This window comes from Paenibacillus sp. An7 (assembly GCF_009870785.1).
In the GTDB taxonomy this organism is placed as follows: Bacteria; Bacillota; Bacilli; order Paenibacillales; family Paenibacillaceae; genus Paenibacillus.
In genome coordinates, this window is sequence record NZ_WTWX01000009.1 from 1 (window position 1) to 13,660 (window position 13,660).

A 13,660-nucleotide genomic window follows, 5' to 3' on the forward strand; every position below is an offset into this window, starting at 1 on the left:
CTGCCTGTCACGCAGGAGATCGCGGGTTCGAATCCCGTCAGTTCCGCCATTTTTACTCTGAATAAGGCTCGGTAGCTCAGTCGGTAGAGCAGAGGACTGAAAATCCTCGTGTCGGCGGTTCGATTCCGTCCCGAGCCACCATTCAAAAATTAGCCGGTGTAGCTCAACTGGTAGAGCAACTGACTTGTAATCAGTAGGTTGGGGGTTCAAGTCCTCTCGCCGGCACCAGTTTCATATGGAGGATTAGCGAAGTGGCCAAACGCATCAGACTGTAAATCTGCTCCCTTACGGGTTCGGTGGTTCGAATCCATCATCCTCCACCAGTTTTTAGGGGCATAGTTTAAAGGTAGAACAACGGTCTCCAAAACCGTTGGTGTGGGTTCAATTCCTGCTGCCCCTGCCAATTATAACATTGTAGTATCATGATAAAGAATAATATTATGGCGGTCGTGGCGAAGGGGTTAACGCACCGGTCTGTGGCTCCGGCATTCGTGGGTTCAAGTCCCATCGATCGCCCCATTACATTCTTTATCACTGCTGGGGATTAGCCAAGCGGTAAGGCAACGGACTTTGACTCCGTCATGCATAGGTTCAAATCCTATATCCCCAGCCATTTATTTGCGGACGTGGCTCAGCGGTAGAGCATCGCCTTGCCAAGGCGAGGGTCGCGGGTTCGATTCCCGTCGTCCGCTCCAATATATACGGCGCCATAGCCAAGTGGTAAGGCACAGCTCTGCAAAAGCTTTATCCCCAGTTCGAATCTGGGTGGCGCCTCCATTTTTTTATAAGCGGGAGTGGCGGAATCGGCAGACGCACAGGACTTAAAATCCTGCGGTAGGTGACTATCGTACCAGTTCAAGTCTGGTCTTCCGCATATTTATTTTTTTGCCCTATCTTAGCTAGATAGAGAATTTGACTACGAATCAAAGGTCCGGAGTTCAAAATTCTTAGGGCACATATAATAGAATAAGCCGGTGTGGCGGAATTGGCAGACGCGCGCGACTCAAAATCGTGAGGGAAACCGTGGGGGTTCGAGTCCCTTCACCGGCATAGATCCATAAGGGTGATATTACTGAATTCAGTAATATCACCCTTATTTTGTTTTTTCATAGATCTCATAAATATTAGCTTGTGATTCGTGGGATTTTGTGGTGTATGTGGAACTTAAGAAAGTAATAGGGCATAATCGGTCTATTGGTGTTTTATAAAACGGAGATATGTTTATTGATCTGAGGTTTATTGATCTGAGGTTGGTTTTATTCAAGGTATACCTTGAGATGTCGTGAAGGTCTTGGATGATCCCCGACCTGAGTCTAGGATAAAAAACCGTCCCCGGTCCGTTTTATAAAGCGCAAGAATCACCTAAAATAAAGACATAAGAAACACGTAGTAAACGAAAGAGGCGGTGATAACAAATTATGAGGTATACAAAAGAGAAAAACTTGGCCATCATTTTGATCGCCATCGGAGCATTATTGTTACTTGGTAAATTTATTCCTTTTCTCGGATTTATCTCTGGAACGATTATGAGCTACCTAATACCGGTGATTATGATTGCGATCGGATATTACGGTATTAAAAGAGGGAATGCGCTTTTTGGGTACATCATACTGATTATCGGCGTACTTAGCTTGCTCAGTAAACTTGCATGGCTTCTCGGACCGCTTCTTGCAATCGGGCTTATCATCTTCGGTATATCCATGTTAAGAGGTAGAGGATTAAAACGGTATTAAAGAAAGAGGAATAGAGAAAAGGGAGGTAAACAAGAATGAGTGTGTTTCGCCGAATGCGGGATATAACCGCAGCTACGATTAACGAACATTTAGAGCAAAGTCAAGATCCAGTGAAAATGATCGACCAGTTTCTAATGGATACAAGAAATGAGATCGGTGAGGTAGAAAAACTGCATGCTCAGTATTCACGTCATACAAGACAATTGAAGCAGCAGGTTGATGACGCCAAAGCTATGATTAATAAACGAGAAGAGCAAGCACTGCTTGCACTCAAAGCAGAAGAAGATCATCTTGCTAAACTGGCTCTCCAAGAAAAAATGCTATATGAAGAAAAGTATAATCAATATATTGGACTTTATGAACAGAGCAGAGATGCTTTAACGGAGTTAGAAGAGCAGCTGAATCACTTAAAGACTGAATACCAAACGGTCTATAGCAAACGTCAGTATTACTATGCACGAATGCAGACGATCCAGCTCCAGCAGCGAATGAATGAACGAGCTGGAAAAATGGGAGGCACTCAAATTCCAGGTATGTTTGGAAGACTGGAAGATCGGGTCTCAGATCTGGAGTATGAAGCAAGAAGTCTTCGTGATCTTCGAAGAGATGAGCAAGAACGTAATTCATTACAGCATTCCGTATCTGACTTACTTGAAAGAGAGCTGGCAAAGCTCAAAAAGAAGCTGGATAACGGAGGAAAGGAGTAACTATTCATGAGTAAGCTATATCGCTCTAGACGTGATAGAAAAGTAACCGGATTACTTGGTGGTTTATCTCAGACGCTGGGTATGGATTCAACTCTGCTGCGGGTAATCTTTATTGTAGTCACTTTCTTTACAGGTGTACCGATCTTTCTGTACTTTCTTGCTGCACTAGTTGTGCCGAAAGAACCTTTCCCGCCTTATGATCCATATGCTCCAGGACCTGGAATGGGTGGGTATCCTGGTGGAGGAGGATTCTCTAACCCTCAGGGCTTTGACTCACAAGGTTATGGAACTCCTAGAGATAATCGTTATAACAGCAATCGTTTTGATAGAGGATTCGGGGCTCCAAAAGAAGATCATTTGGACTCCATGATGGAAGATATCGAGAAAAAAGCATTGAAAAAAGAAAATGAAGAACTTCGTAAAAAACTATCAAGGTATGAGAAGGGAGAATTATAAAATGGGAGTATTTAAAAGAATTAAAGATATGACAAAAGCGTCGGTAAATGAGGTTCTTGATAAAGTAGAAGATCCAATCGTTATGCTCAATCAATACATTCGAGACATGGAAGCAGAGATTCGTGAAGCAGAGGTTACGGTTGCAAAACAAATGGCTAACGAGCGCCGTATGAAACAACGTTTGGAAGAAGCAGAGCGTCTTGGTGGACAACGCGAAGCACAAGCAGAATCTGCACTGATCAATGGTCAAGAAGAAGTAGCACGTAAGCTTCTGGAAGAAAAAATTTACTACGATCAAAAGGTATCTGAATATCAGAATTTGCATGCTGAATCTGAGACTCAAGCGAAAGAACTTGTACAACAACTGCATGATATGAAAGATGAGTTCTACAAAATGCGTAATAAACGTAATGAGCTTGTATCCCGTGCCCAAATGGCAAAAGCAAGAAAACAAATGTCCCAAATTAACAGTGTTCATTCCATTGAGAGCGGCAATGCATCACTAGGATTCCACCGTATGGAAGAAAAAATCATGCAACTGGAAGCAGAAGCAGATGTAATGCGTGTACCTTACAGCTCCAGCTCATATACTCCTAATTCTGTAGATCAGGAAAAACAATTCCAAGTCAATGAGCAGCTGGAAGCATTGAAAAGTAAATTAAATGGAAAAGCTTCCTCTTCTGAAGCTCCAAAAGAATAAACTATCCAATGCAACATAGGATATGATATCCTAAGAATCGTGGAAAAGCCATACGGAGTTCATCCTTCGTATGGCCTTTTTACTGAAAACATGAACTGCTATATGGAATACTATTCTTAGCTTTAATTTATGCATGTAAATTAATGATACATATAACAGGTATACATAACATGGATGAAAAGAGGTAACTCTGTTCATCCATAACAAGGGGGTGTGACGAATGAGTAGAGGAAAGTCGCTGTTTGCTGTTCTGGCAATAGGGATTGGCTTAATGATGTTGCTGGGAAAATTTTTGAGTTTCTTTACTATCGTTGCACTGCTCTTATTGATCTTTGGATATTACAAACATAAATCAGGGGACACCAAAAAAGGTCGAACTTGGATGTGGACAGGAACCGCGATCATTATTCTAGACAATCTTATCCTCGTGGTTGGGATAATGCTGATTTCACTCGGTATTTTTTATTGGAAAGGACGTAAAGTCCAGCCACGTGAAGAATATATAATTCATCAGAACTTTATGTCTAATTATGCATGGGATCAAGCACCTTGGATTCTTCGTAACACCAGTATATGGCATGTTATAGGAGAAGTAGATGCGGATCTTTCTCTTGCTCTTCCTGAAGAAAAAGAAACGGTCATTTATTTACAAGGTGTGATGGGAGATATTGACCTGTCGATCCCTGAGGATTACGGTGTAGAAATTGAAGCCTTTGTACTATTCGGTAGACAAAAGTTTGGAAACGATCAGAAAAGCGGTGGAATGAACAGACTTGTCTACCAATCTCCTGGATATGCAGGAAGTGAATACAAAGTTAAATTTGTAATTTCCTATTTAATTGGAGACCTTGACGTAAAACTAACGTAATACTATCTATAAGAGAGGAGGTTCCGGATGCATTCCGAAAAGACAAAAAACATGGTGACTCGCGGCATGGGACAGGGCATTCTGTTTTCTGTACTGCTGGGAGCTGTCATTATCTATATTCTTTCTTCTTATGGCTATTTAACTCCTTGGTCGACATGGGATCGATGGATTCCGTTCGGAGCAACTCTCGTATTATTGTTAGTAGGTGTGGGTGCTTGCTACGGATTCCTTCAAGCTTATCGAACAAAAGTGAAATTGGAGAGGCTGCGAGAGACATTATTGCAGTGGGAAAAGGGCAGTGTAATGAGAGCTGTTCCTGAGCTAGGAAGTGATGAGATCGGAAGACTGGGAGAGCAACTCTCTCGTATCAGCAAAAAGTGGGAGGAGCAAGTGAGTTCTTTACAGCGCTTGTCCACGAATAATGCACAACTGGCAGAGAAGGCCCGGATCTCCGCGATCGTGGAGGAAAGACAGCGACTTGCTCGAGAACTGCATGATGCGGTATCTCAGCAGCTCTTTGCTATCTCGATGACGGCTACGGCAGTCGGCAGGACACTTGATAAAGATTTTAATCGTGCGAAGAGACAAGTGGCGCTTATTGAGGAGATGTCAGCTGTTGCCCAGTCCGAGATGAGGGCATTGTTGCTTCATTTGCGGCCTGTATATTTAGAAGGGAAACATCTTGAACAGGGCCTTAGAGAGTTGGTAAGAGAACTGCAAGCGAAAGTCCCAATGGAAATATTATTTGAGATGGATGAGAATATTCACTTGGTAAAAGGAGTGGAGAATCACCTTTTTCGCATTATTCAGGAAGCGATGTCTAACACCCTTAGACATGCAAAAGCAGAAAAGATGGAAATTCGGATATTACGAAAAGACAAGGCAGTAAAGGTTGTCATTCGAGATGATGGAGAAGGTTTTGAATTAGATGATAAAAAACAGGCCTCCTATGGTCTTTCTAATATGCAGGAACGTGTGAACGAAATTGGAGGGTCTATCCTCTGGATTACAGCACCGGGTAAAGGAACAAGAATAGAAATTACCGTTCCTGTGATGGATGAAGAAAGTGAGGTAACGCCAGGTTATGGAAGATGAATTGATGGAAAGAAATATCAAAGTGCTTTTGGTCGATGATCACGAAATGGTACGGATCGGCCTAGCTGCCGTGCTGGATACCGAAGAAGGAATTGAAGTAATCGGAGAAGCAGGTAGTGGAGAAGAAGGCCTCCGGCTTGCTAAAGAGTACAAACCTGATGTAGTACTAATGGATCTCGTGATGGACGGAATGGACGGAATCGAAACCACTAGAGAACTGCTAAAACTACAGCCCGATTGCAAAGTTATTGTACTTACCAGTTATTTAGATGATGAAAAGATGTATCCCGTTATTGAAGCAGGTGCATTTAGTTACTTACTCAAAACATCACGTGCTACAGAAATTGCAGATGCCATTAGAGCAGCAGATCGCGGGCAGTCTGTACTGGAATCGCAAGTTGCATCCAAAATGATGAATCGTTTTAGGCAGCCTCCTGCGCAAATAAAAGCACATGAAGATTTAACGGATCGCGAAATGGATGTCTTGCGGTTGCTCGCTCAGGGTAAATCGAATCAAGATATCGCAGATACGCTAATCATTGGGATCAAGACTGTGAAATTTCATGTGACCAACATTTTAGCAAAACTCGATGTAGATGATCGTACACAAGCTGCGATCTATGCTTATAAAAATGGATTAGCAGAATGAATATTCACATATGTAGGGTACGATTCTCATCTTCGGAAGGAAGAAAAGAGATTCGTACCTTTTTCATGTTGAAAAGAGCTTAGGAGAGAGCAATTTAATCCACATTAGATAAGGAACAACAAAGCCAGAGCGGTTAAACCTAAAGCCCAGCCCCATCCAGCTCCCCAGCCGCCCCCATAGCCGTAATTGCCATATCTGCCGTAAGAATTAAAACCTTTGATCTTTGCGTTTGGTTTACGTTTCTTTTTCTTCTTTGTTGTTTCTGTGTTTGGATTTGTCTCAAGAATGCTGGATTTGTATGCTCGGCATGGACGATATTGTTGATTACGACGCTCATCTGCCACGAAGACATGTGTATTATTACATGCTTTAAGTCTACCGTAAATACGCCGGCCGTCTTTAGTTACCGCACAAACCATTTTCCCGCAATGGCGGCTTAGTACCTCTGGAGTTAAAGGATTGACAGGATACATCTCGTACACCTCTTCATTAAATAAGATAGTAGTCGAGATATTTATATTCTTGCAGAGTTGAATAGGTTTGGACGATGGACCAGAGAGTGAGAATAACTCTGCTTAAAAGGATTAAGTACGACAATCAAGGTGAATATTAAAATAAAGGCATCAAAGTGAAGGTTTGATGAATGTTTATTGAAAGTAAAAGATTAGCAGAGAAAGTTCGTAGCTTTCGAAGGAACACTTATGCTAAAATGTCTTCAACATAAATGACTTTTGCTTATGTAGAAAAGGCAATAGTTCACTTGAGACACATTTTAATATACTAAAAAATCTATGATATATAGGGGAAAGAAGGGGCCATGAATACGAATCAACCATTGGAATCACTCAAGACTTCGGGTGCCGTATTTTTTATTTTTGGTGCAACAGGAGATCTTGCTCGGCGCAAGCTATTTCCAGCCATTTACAGTCTGTACCGCGAAGGGAAATTAGCACAAGATTTTGCAGTTGTCGGTTTGGCACGTCGCCCGCGTACACGTGAAGAATTCCGACTTGATGTACATACATCCATCCAAGAATTCTGCCGTTATTCCTGTGATTCAATTGAAAATGAAGAATGGTTAACATTTGCAGAACACTTTGAGTATCAGTCGCTTGATATTAATAATGTCGATGGTTTTCGTGAGCTGCGTGTTCTGACTGAGGAACTAGAAACGAAGTTTGATATTCAGGGTAACCGCATGTTCTACCTGGCTTTGGCTCCTGAACTATTCGGCAGTGTGTCCTATAACTTAAAAGAGGGCGGACTTCTAGAGAGTGCTGGGTGGCACAGACTTGTCATCGAGAAACCATTTGGATACGATCTAGCTTCGGCTGAGAAATTGAATGAACAAATTCGGGAAGTATTCCGCGAGGAAGAGATTTACCGTATAGATCATTATCTGGGTAAAGAAATGGTGCAAAATATTGAAGTTATTCGCTTTGGTAATGCGTTCTTTGAACCTTTGTGGAATAATAAACATATTGCGAATATCCAGATCACACTTGGTGAAACGGTCGGAGTAGAAGAGCGCGGAGGATATTATGACGCCGCAGGTGCACTTCGGGATATGGGACAGAATCACATGTTACAAATGCTCACTATGATTGCTATGGAGCCACCTAGCCGATTGCTTCCAGAAGATATTCGTGATGAGAAGGTGAAAGTTCTTCGGTCACTTCGCCCTTATGCAACAAGCGATGATGTGAAGAATAATGTGGTGCGCGGACAATACACAGCAGGTGAAGTGAGAGGCACTGAACTTCCTGGATATCGTCAGGAGGACAAAGTGGATCCTAACTCCAATACAGAGACTTATTTTGCAGCCCGTGTATTTGTAGATAATTTCCGCTGGGCGGGTGTACCTTTTTATATTCGTACGGGGAAACGTCTTCCTGTGAAAACTACAGAGATTGTAGTCGAGTTTAAATCAATGCCAAACAATGTCTATTTAGGTCAAAAACATAAGCTCGAACCTAACCTGCTCGTTATTCGTGTGAATCCAATGGAAGGAATCTACATTAAGATTAATGCGAAAAAACCAGGGACGGACTCACAAATTGAGCCGCTGGCAATGGATTTCTGTCAGAGCTGTATGATTGGAATTAATTCTCCGGAAGCTTATGAACGACTTATTCATGATGCAACGAAGGGGGATTCTACTTACTTTACTCGTTGGGATGAAGTAGCGACAGCCTGGTCATTCGTGGATCGGATCGCTGCCGCTTGGGCAGAGAATCCAGGCGATATTGAGAAATATCCTGCGGGAAGCTGGGGACCGAAAGCAACAGAAGAGTTACTTGCGAAAGATGGATACTTCTGGTGGCCGGTGAATGGTCAGGACGAAGATAATGTAGTGTGGATCAAAAATCATTAATTTGCATTACAATAATGAAAAAGCAGGTCACTCTCTACGGAGAATGCCTGCTTTTTCTCATTATTGTATAAGACTTATTTTTATAAGGTTTTTGTGCAAGATTTATCGTATAAAGTTTAGGAAGACATAGCCATACCGCCATTTACATGGATACACTGACCGGTCATATAAGAACCTTCGTCAGAAGCAAGCAACACGTAAGCTCCTACATGTTCAGCAGGTTGTCCCGGACGGCCCATAGGTACATTTTGCCCAAAACTTTCTACCATCTCTTCATCCATAGTAGAAGGAATGAGCGGAGTCCAGATAGGACCTGGAGCTACCATGTTTACTCGAATGTTTTTCTTAGCAAGACTTTGGGCCATACTGCGAGTAAACCCAACGATGGCTCCTTTGGTTGAAGTATAGTCAATAAATACTTGGTTCCCCACGTAAGGATTAACGGAAGTCGTGCTGATTATAGAGCTTCCTTCTTTAAGGTGCGGTACCGCATATTTCGTCATATAGAAAACGGAATAGATATTTGTTTTAAATGTTTTATCCCATTGTTCACTCGTAATGTTCTCAATTCCTTCCACTACGAACTGAATCGCTGCATTATTGACGAGGATATCAAGTTTACCGAATTCTTGTACTGTTTTATCTACGATTTCTTTACAAGTGTTCTCATCCGACACATCGCCGGGAAGAAGCAGTGCTTTAACACCTTCTGCCTCAATATATTTTTTGGTTTCTTCCGCATCACCTTGCTCTTGATCGGAGAGATAGTTAATGGCTACGTGAGCACCTTCTTTTGCATAAGCTATGGCAACAGCACGACCAATTCCGCTGTCTCCACCTGTAATAAGAGCCACTTTACCTTTTAATTTTTCACTGCCTTTGTAATCTAGAGGCTGAATGGGACGAGGATCCATTTGGGATTCTACGCCAGGTTGACTCGCTTGTGTTTGTTTTGGAGTTCCATTTTTTTGTTGTTCATAGATATTCATAAGTTGTCATCCTCCATTTAGCTAGTAGGTTGTATCGTAAAATTACCCGTCTCATTTGTTCTAAAACAAAATATTTTCAAGAAATTAATATTTATGGGGAAGGAATATAGGTAAATATATTAGTTGAATGTGGTACAATAGGAAAGTTGACTTAGTGGGATATATCATTCTAGGAATGTAAAATTTGCTTTTGTAACGGAAGGAAGGTGGCACCCTTGTGAGTAACCAGCTACATTTTTTATTATGTTATAGAGACTTGCAGAGGGACTCCTTATAGCCTTCTCGTGAAGAGCCTATATGAAATAGATAATACTGATATTTATATTAATTTACTGAAGGGTAAGAGGGATAACAAAATGAGCAAATCACAAGAACAAGTTATACAGAAAGAAGTCGACAAACGTCGTACGTTTGCGATTATTTCTCACCCGGATGCCGGGAAAACGACACTAACGGAAAAGCTCCTTTTATTCGGAGGTGCAATTCGTCTTGCAGGAACTGTAAAAGCACGTAAGGCTAGTAAGCACGCGACGAGTGACTGGATGGAAATAGAAAAGCAACGGGGGATCTCTGTAACGTCTTCTGTTATGCAGTTTGATTATAATGGACACCGTATTAACATTCTTGACACTCCTGGTCACCAAGATTTCAGTGAGGACACTTATCGTACGCTTACTGCAGCCGATAGTGCAGTCATGCTGATTGACGTGGCTAAAGGGGTCGAGGCTCAGACGATCAAATTGTTCCAGGTCTGCGCGAAACGTGGGATTCCCATCTTTACGTTCATCAACAAATTGGACCGTGAAGGTCAAAGCCCGTTTGATCTGATGGAGGAACTGGAGAACGTACTCGGAATTCGTTCGGTACCAATGAACTGGCCAATCGGAATGGGACGGGAACTGTGCGGAGTATACGATCGGATGAAAAATCAGGTTGAATTATTCCAAGGAGATGACCACTCCAACATCCAAGTACAAAAAGTAGACAGTTATGAAGATCCGGTAATTCGTGAGATGGCGGGTGAGTTCCTGCATGAGCAGTTGAAACAGGATCTAGAGCTGCTGGATGTTGCTGGAGACCCATTTGATTATGAGAAAGTATTAAAAGGAGAATTAACTCCAGTATTCTTTGGCAGTGCGGTAAATAACTTTGGCGTTCAAACGTTCTTAGAGAACTTCCTTGAACTTGCACCTAAACCTGAACCACGTCGCAGTACGGAAGGTATGGTAGAGCCGACGAATGAGAAATTCAGCGGATACGTATTCAAAATTCAAGCGAATATGAACCCTGCTCACCGTGACCGTGTTGCATTCCTTCGGATTGTATCAGGAAAATTCGAACGCGGAATGAGTGTACGCCATGTACGAGCAGGCAAAGAGATCAAGCTGTCTCAACCGCAGCAGTTTCTAGCCCAAGATCGAGATATCGTTCAGGAAGCTTATCCTGGGGATATTATCGGTTTGTTTGATCCCGGCATTTTCCGAATTGGAGACTCGCTAAGTCAAGGCGGTAATATTGTGTTTGATGAATTGCCAACATTCTCTCCTGAGATTTTCTCCAAAGTTACGGTTAAGAATGCTTTGAAACATAAACAGTATCAAAAAGGGCTTGACCAGTTAACCGAAGAGGGAACCATCCAGGTATTCCGTACAGCAAGCTTCGATGAAACCATTCTTGGCGTAGTTGGACAACTGCAATTCGAAGTATTTGAACATCGGATGAAAGCAGAGTATGGGGTAGATGTACAGTTACAACGTATGCCGTATCAGTTTGCTCGCTGGATTATTGATGAGAAAATTGATCCAAGTAAGTTCCGGATTAACTCTGTACTTGTTAAGGATAAGAAAGACAATTATGTTGTCCTATTTGAAAATGAATACGCGATGAGAACAGCAATTGATAAAAATCCGACTGCTCAATTCCTTGAAATGGCGCCTTAAGCAGCTAATTCGTTAGAAGAGCAGGGAATCGACGATATAATAAAAAAATCCTCCGTCCCATGAATATGGGCCGGGGGATTTCTTTTTTTTACAGTAAAAGAAACAGATAAGGATCCTAGGTTAGTGGTACGGGTTTTACCGTCTTTAAATGTGCTTGCGCAACTTTGACAAGTTCATCCCGTTTCTCGGCGGAGAGTTGTTTCCAGATCATTTCAAAAATAGAGCCAAGCCCCGGTAATGCTGCTTCGGGACCGTCAATGGAACCTTCAATCATTTCCTTAAGCTCTTGATCAGTCTTACCGTGCACCTTGTGAACAATAGCTTGGCGCAAATCCATTACGATTGGCATTCGCTTGTCCCTCCAAATTCAGTCTTTTCCTGCATCTATACTGTTCCCCGCACTTCTTGCTTACATTCAAGTTTTTCAGACATTGTGGTATACTACGTAGGATGATAGCACCGCAGGAGGTATCCATATTATGGCTAAGAAGCAATATGCCGTCATCGGTATGGGCCGTTTCGGATCCAGTGTCGCAAACGTTCTTAGCGATATGGGTTTCGATGTGCTCGCCATTGATCGGGATGAGCAAAGAACTCAGGAAATATCGAATGTAGTAACCCACGCGGTTTCCGCAGATTCTACAGATGAAGAGGCACTCAGGGCGCTTGGTATACGTAATTTTGACGTAGTAGTTGTCTCTATCGGGGAAGATATTCAGGCCAGCATTCTGACGACGCTGATTCTTAAGGATATGGGGATTACTACACTGGTTGTTAAAGCGAAAACAGAGCTACATGGCAAGGTGCTCGAAAAAATCGGTGCAGATAAAGTCGTTTATCCAGAAAGAGATATGGGCATGCGGGTTGCTCACCATCTGGCATCTCCTAATATTCTAGATTACATTGAACTATCGGATGATTATAGCATTCTTGAAATGAAAGCATCTTCAAATATGGTAGGGCAAAATTTAAAACAGCTTGATATTCGTGCACGCTACGGTTGCAACGTGATCGCTATTCGGCGAGGGACACAGATGAACATTTCTCCGTATGCGGAAGACAGCATACTTCAAAATGATGTTCTTATCATTGTAGGTCATAAAGATAACCTCAGTAAGATGGAGTTGTCTTATTCGAAATAAGAAATAAATGAACTAGTGAAAGACATAAAGAAGGGAACTAAACATGGAAATTGCTTCTGTTAACAATCCTCGTGTTAAGGATTGGGCTCAGCTTCTCGAGAAGAAGCATCGAACGAGACAAGGAAAATACATTATTGAAGGCATACATCTCGTCCAGGAGGCGCTTCTGCATCAAGCTGAGATCGAATGTATTGCATATGATATGGATAAAGGTATCCCGGGTGAACTTAGCAGGTATGAAGGTACAGCGGGTGTAGAATGGATTGGGGTATCGGCTGCTGTTATTGCTAAATGTACAGATACGGTGACACCGCAAGCGGTGTTTGCTGTTATTCGTAAAGATACTAAGCAAGCGGATGAATTACTCCGTAAACCGGATAGTCTCGTTATTGTGCTGGACCGGCTCCAGGATCCTGGAAATGTGGGCACGATTATTCGCAGTGCAGACGCTGCGGGGGCCGATGGTGTTATTCTAGGACGCGGAAGCGCGGATGTGTATAATCCGAAGACCATCAGGTCAACGATGGGATCGTTTTTTCACCTTCCGGTTGTAGAAGCTGATCTTCGTGTAATCCTTCCCGAGGCAAAAGAAGCAGGTGTAACTCTTGTGAGCACTTCACTTGCAGCAGAACACTCCTGTTACTCGTATGATTTCAAAGGTTCACGCTGGATCGTGATTGGTAATGAGGGAAGCGGTGTATCGGAAGAAGTAAACGAGCTTGTTGATGATGCTGTGATTATCCCAAGCAAGGGACAGGCAGAGTCACTCAATGCGGCGATGGCAGCGACGGTACTTTTGTTTGAAGCAATGCGTCAGCGCCATTACTAACAAATGAAAGCTAGTTAATATCGACTATCCTTGAGCAACTCATGCTCTGGATAGTTTTTCTTTTTGTCTAAAATCATGAAATCAAAGAGCTTAGGTCTATATTTATTTTGGAACTTTTTTGACAGAGAATACGTCTTTTATTACAAGCAGGAAGCATCTTAAGGCAGAGCGAAGGACA

14 protein-coding genes and 10 tRNA genes are annotated in these 13,660 nt (G+C 42.4%); 21 read left to right on the forward strand and 3 right to left on the reverse strand.

Going from position 1 to position 13,660, the window contains the following annotated elements; genetic code table 11:
* The first annotated feature begins 65 nt into the window (after window positions 1–65).
* From GQY27_RS12045 to GQY27_RS12125, 17 genes are all read left to right on the forward strand, one after another.
* Window positions 66–141, forward strand: a tRNA-Phe gene (locus tag GQY27_RS12045).
* Window positions 142–152: 11 nt separating this feature from the next.
* A tRNA-Thr gene (locus tag GQY27_RS12050) sits at window positions 153–228 on the forward strand.
* Between the two features lie 9 nt (window positions 229–237).
* Window positions 238–323: transfer RNA gene (locus tag GQY27_RS12055), tRNA-Tyr, on the forward strand.
* Window positions 324–329: 6 nt separating this feature from the next.
* Window positions 330–403: transfer RNA gene (locus GQY27_RS12060), tRNA-Trp, on the forward strand.
* A gap of 40 nt (window positions 404–443) precedes the next feature.
* Window positions 444–519: transfer RNA gene (locus tag GQY27_RS12065), tRNA-His, on the forward strand.
* Window positions 520–538: 19 nt separating this feature from the next.
* Window positions 539–613, forward strand: a tRNA-Gln gene (locus tag GQY27_RS12070).
* Window positions 614–620: 7 nt separating this feature from the next.
* Window positions 621–695 (forward strand) — tRNA-Gly (locus tag GQY27_RS12075).
* An 8-nt stretch (window positions 696–703) separates the two neighbouring features.
* Window positions 704–777: transfer RNA gene (locus tag GQY27_RS12080), tRNA-Cys, on the forward strand.
* Between the two features lie 11 nt (window positions 778–788).
* A tRNA-Leu gene (locus GQY27_RS12085) sits at window positions 789–874 on the forward strand.
* Between the two features lie 96 nt (window positions 875–970).
* Window positions 971–1,050: transfer RNA gene (locus GQY27_RS12090), tRNA-Leu, on the forward strand.
* A 368-nt stretch (window positions 1,051–1,418) separates the two neighbouring features.
* Window positions 1,419–1,733, forward strand: coding sequence for a LiaF transmembrane domain-containing protein (locus tag GQY27_RS12095; protein ID WP_160034653.1), 315 nt, complete (start codon window positions 1,419–1,421; stop codon window positions 1,731–1,733).
* Between the two features lie 35 nt (window positions 1,734–1,768).
* Complete coding sequence (locus GQY27_RS12100; RefSeq protein WP_160034655.1) at window positions 1,769–2,440, forward strand: PspA/IM30 family protein; 672 nt, start codon at window positions 1,769–1,771, stop codon at window positions 2,438–2,440.
* Between the two features lie 6 nt (window positions 2,441–2,446).
* Window positions 2,447–2,896: a PspC domain-containing protein gene (locus GQY27_RS12105; RefSeq protein WP_160034658.1), complete on the forward strand. Its 450-nt coding sequence runs from the start codon at window positions 2,447–2,449 to the stop codon at window positions 2,894–2,896.
* Between the two features lies 1 nt (window position 2,897).
* Window positions 2,898–3,596 (forward strand): PspA/IM30 family protein, encoded by a 699-nt coding sequence (locus GQY27_RS12110; RefSeq protein WP_160034660.1) that lies wholly within the window; start codon window positions 2,898–2,900, stop codon window positions 3,594–3,596.
* Between the two features lie 220 nt (window positions 3,597–3,816).
* Window positions 3,817–4,464, forward strand: a complete 648-nt coding sequence (gene liaF, locus GQY27_RS12115) for a cell wall-active antibiotics response protein LiaF (protein ID WP_160034663.1) — start codon at window positions 3,817–3,819, stop codon at window positions 4,462–4,464.
* Window positions 4,465–4,491: 27 nt separating this feature from the next.
* Window positions 4,492–5,559 (forward strand): sensor histidine kinase, encoded by a 1,068-nt coding sequence (locus GQY27_RS12120; RefSeq protein WP_160034666.1) that lies wholly within the window; start codon window positions 4,492–4,494, stop codon window positions 5,557–5,559.
* Between the two features lie 4 nt (window positions 5,560–5,563).
* Window positions 5,564–6,208 carry a response regulator transcription factor gene (locus tag GQY27_RS12125; protein WP_160034958.1) on the forward strand — a complete coding sequence of 215 codons (645 nt, stop codon included), beginning with the start codon at window positions 5,564–5,566 and terminating at the stop codon, window positions 6,206–6,208.
* Between the two features lie 104 nt (window positions 6,209–6,312).
* Here GQY27_RS12125 and GQY27_RS12130 read toward each other — a convergent pair whose 3' ends face one another.
* The gene (locus GQY27_RS12130) at window positions 6,313–6,681 is read right to left on the reverse strand and encodes a hypothetical protein (RefSeq protein ID WP_160034669.1); all 369 of its coding nucleotides are present in this window, start codon (window positions 6,679–6,681) and stop codon (window positions 6,313–6,315) included.
* 344 nt (window positions 6,682–7,025) lie between these two features.
* Here GQY27_RS12130 and zwf point away from each other — a divergent pair, with 344 nt between their 5' ends.
* On the forward strand, window positions 7,026–8,582 hold the full coding sequence (gene zwf / locus GQY27_RS12135) for a glucose-6-phosphate dehydrogenase (protein ID WP_160034672.1): 1,557 nt from the start codon (window positions 7,026–7,028) through the stop codon (window positions 8,580–8,582).
* A 116-nt stretch (window positions 8,583–8,698) separates the two neighbouring features.
* Here zwf and GQY27_RS12140 read toward each other — a convergent pair whose 3' ends face one another.
* The gene (locus GQY27_RS12140) at window positions 8,699–9,571 is read right to left on the reverse strand and encodes an SDR family oxidoreductase (protein WP_160034674.1); all 873 of its coding nucleotides are present in this window, start codon (window positions 9,569–9,571) and stop codon (window positions 8,699–8,701) included.
* A gap of 356 nt (window positions 9,572–9,927) precedes the next feature.
* Here GQY27_RS12140 and GQY27_RS12145 point away from each other — a divergent pair, with 356 nt between their 5' ends.
* The gene (locus GQY27_RS12145) at window positions 9,928–11,511 is read left to right on the forward strand and encodes a peptide chain release factor 3 (protein WP_160034677.1); all 1,584 of its coding nucleotides are present in this window, start codon (window positions 9,928–9,930) and stop codon (window positions 11,509–11,511) included.
* Between the two features lie 115 nt (window positions 11,512–11,626).
* Here GQY27_RS12145 and sspI read toward each other — a convergent pair whose 3' ends face one another.
* A complete protein-coding gene (gene sspI / locus GQY27_RS12150; protein ID WP_160034680.1) occupies window positions 11,627–11,860 on the reverse strand; it encodes a small acid-soluble spore protein SspI in 234 nt (77 codons plus the stop codon).
* A gap of 121 nt (window positions 11,861–11,981) precedes the next feature.
* Between sspI and GQY27_RS12155 the strand changes: the two genes are divergently transcribed.
* Both GQY27_RS12155 and GQY27_RS12160 read left to right on the forward strand, forming a co-directional pair.
* Window positions 11,982–12,653 carry a potassium channel family protein gene (locus GQY27_RS12155; protein ID WP_160034960.1) on the forward strand — a complete coding sequence of 224 codons (672 nt, stop codon included), beginning with the start codon at window positions 11,982–11,984 and terminating at the stop codon, window positions 12,651–12,653.
* Between the two features lie 43 nt (window positions 12,654–12,696).
* The gene (locus GQY27_RS12160; RefSeq protein WP_160034682.1) at window positions 12,697–13,482 is read left to right on the forward strand and encodes a TrmH family RNA methyltransferase; all 786 of its coding nucleotides are present in this window, start codon (window positions 12,697–12,699) and stop codon (window positions 13,480–13,482) included.
* The last annotated feature ends 178 nt before the right edge of the window (window positions 13,483–13,660 follow it).

Excerpts from the sequence above, each read along its gene's own strand:
- GQY27_RS12095 (WP_160034653.1), top strand. The coding sequence starts at position 1,419 with ATGAGGTATACAAAAGAGAAAAACTTGGCCATCATTTTGATCGCCATC.
- GQY27_RS12100 (WP_160034655.1), top strand. The coding sequence starts at position 1,769 with ATGAGTGTGTTTCGCCGAATGCGGGATATAACCGCAGCTACGATTAAC.
- GQY27_RS12105 (WP_160034658.1), top strand. The coding sequence starts at position 2,447 with ATGAGTAAGCTATATCGCTCTAGACGTGATAGAAAAGTAACCGGATTA.
- GQY27_RS12110 (WP_160034660.1), top strand. The coding sequence starts at position 2,898 with ATGGGAGTATTTAAAAGAATTAAAGATATGACAAAAGCGTCGGTAAAT.
- liaF (WP_160034663.1), top strand. The coding sequence starts at position 3,817 with ATGAGTAGAGGAAAGTCGCTGTTTGCTGTTCTGGCAATAGGGATTGGC.
- GQY27_RS12120 (WP_160034666.1), top strand. The coding sequence starts at position 4,492 with ATGCATTCCGAAAAGACAAAAAACATGGTGACTCGCGGCATGGGACAG.
- GQY27_RS12125 (WP_160034958.1), top strand. The coding sequence starts at position 5,564 with ATGGAAAGAAATATCAAAGTGCTTTTGGTCGATGATCACGAAATGGTA.
- GQY27_RS12130 (WP_160034669.1), bottom strand. The coding sequence starts at position 6,681 with ATGTATCCTGTCAATCCTTTAACTCCAGAGGTACTAAGCCGCCATTGC.
- zwf (WP_160034672.1), top strand. The coding sequence starts at position 7,026 with ATGAATACGAATCAACCATTGGAATCACTCAAGACTTCGGGTGCCGTA.
- GQY27_RS12140 (WP_160034674.1), bottom strand. The coding sequence starts at position 9,571 with ATGAATATCTATGAACAACAAAAAAATGGAACTCCAAAACAAACACAA.
- GQY27_RS12145 (WP_160034677.1), top strand. The coding sequence starts at position 9,928 with ATGAGCAAATCACAAGAACAAGTTATACAGAAAGAAGTCGACAAACGT.
- sspI (WP_160034680.1), bottom strand. The coding sequence starts at position 11,860 with ATGCCAATCGTAATGGATTTGCGCCAAGCTATTGTTCACAAGGTGCAC.
- GQY27_RS12160 (WP_160034682.1), top strand. The coding sequence starts at position 12,697 with ATGGAAATTGCTTCTGTTAACAATCCTCGTGTTAAGGATTGGGCTCAG.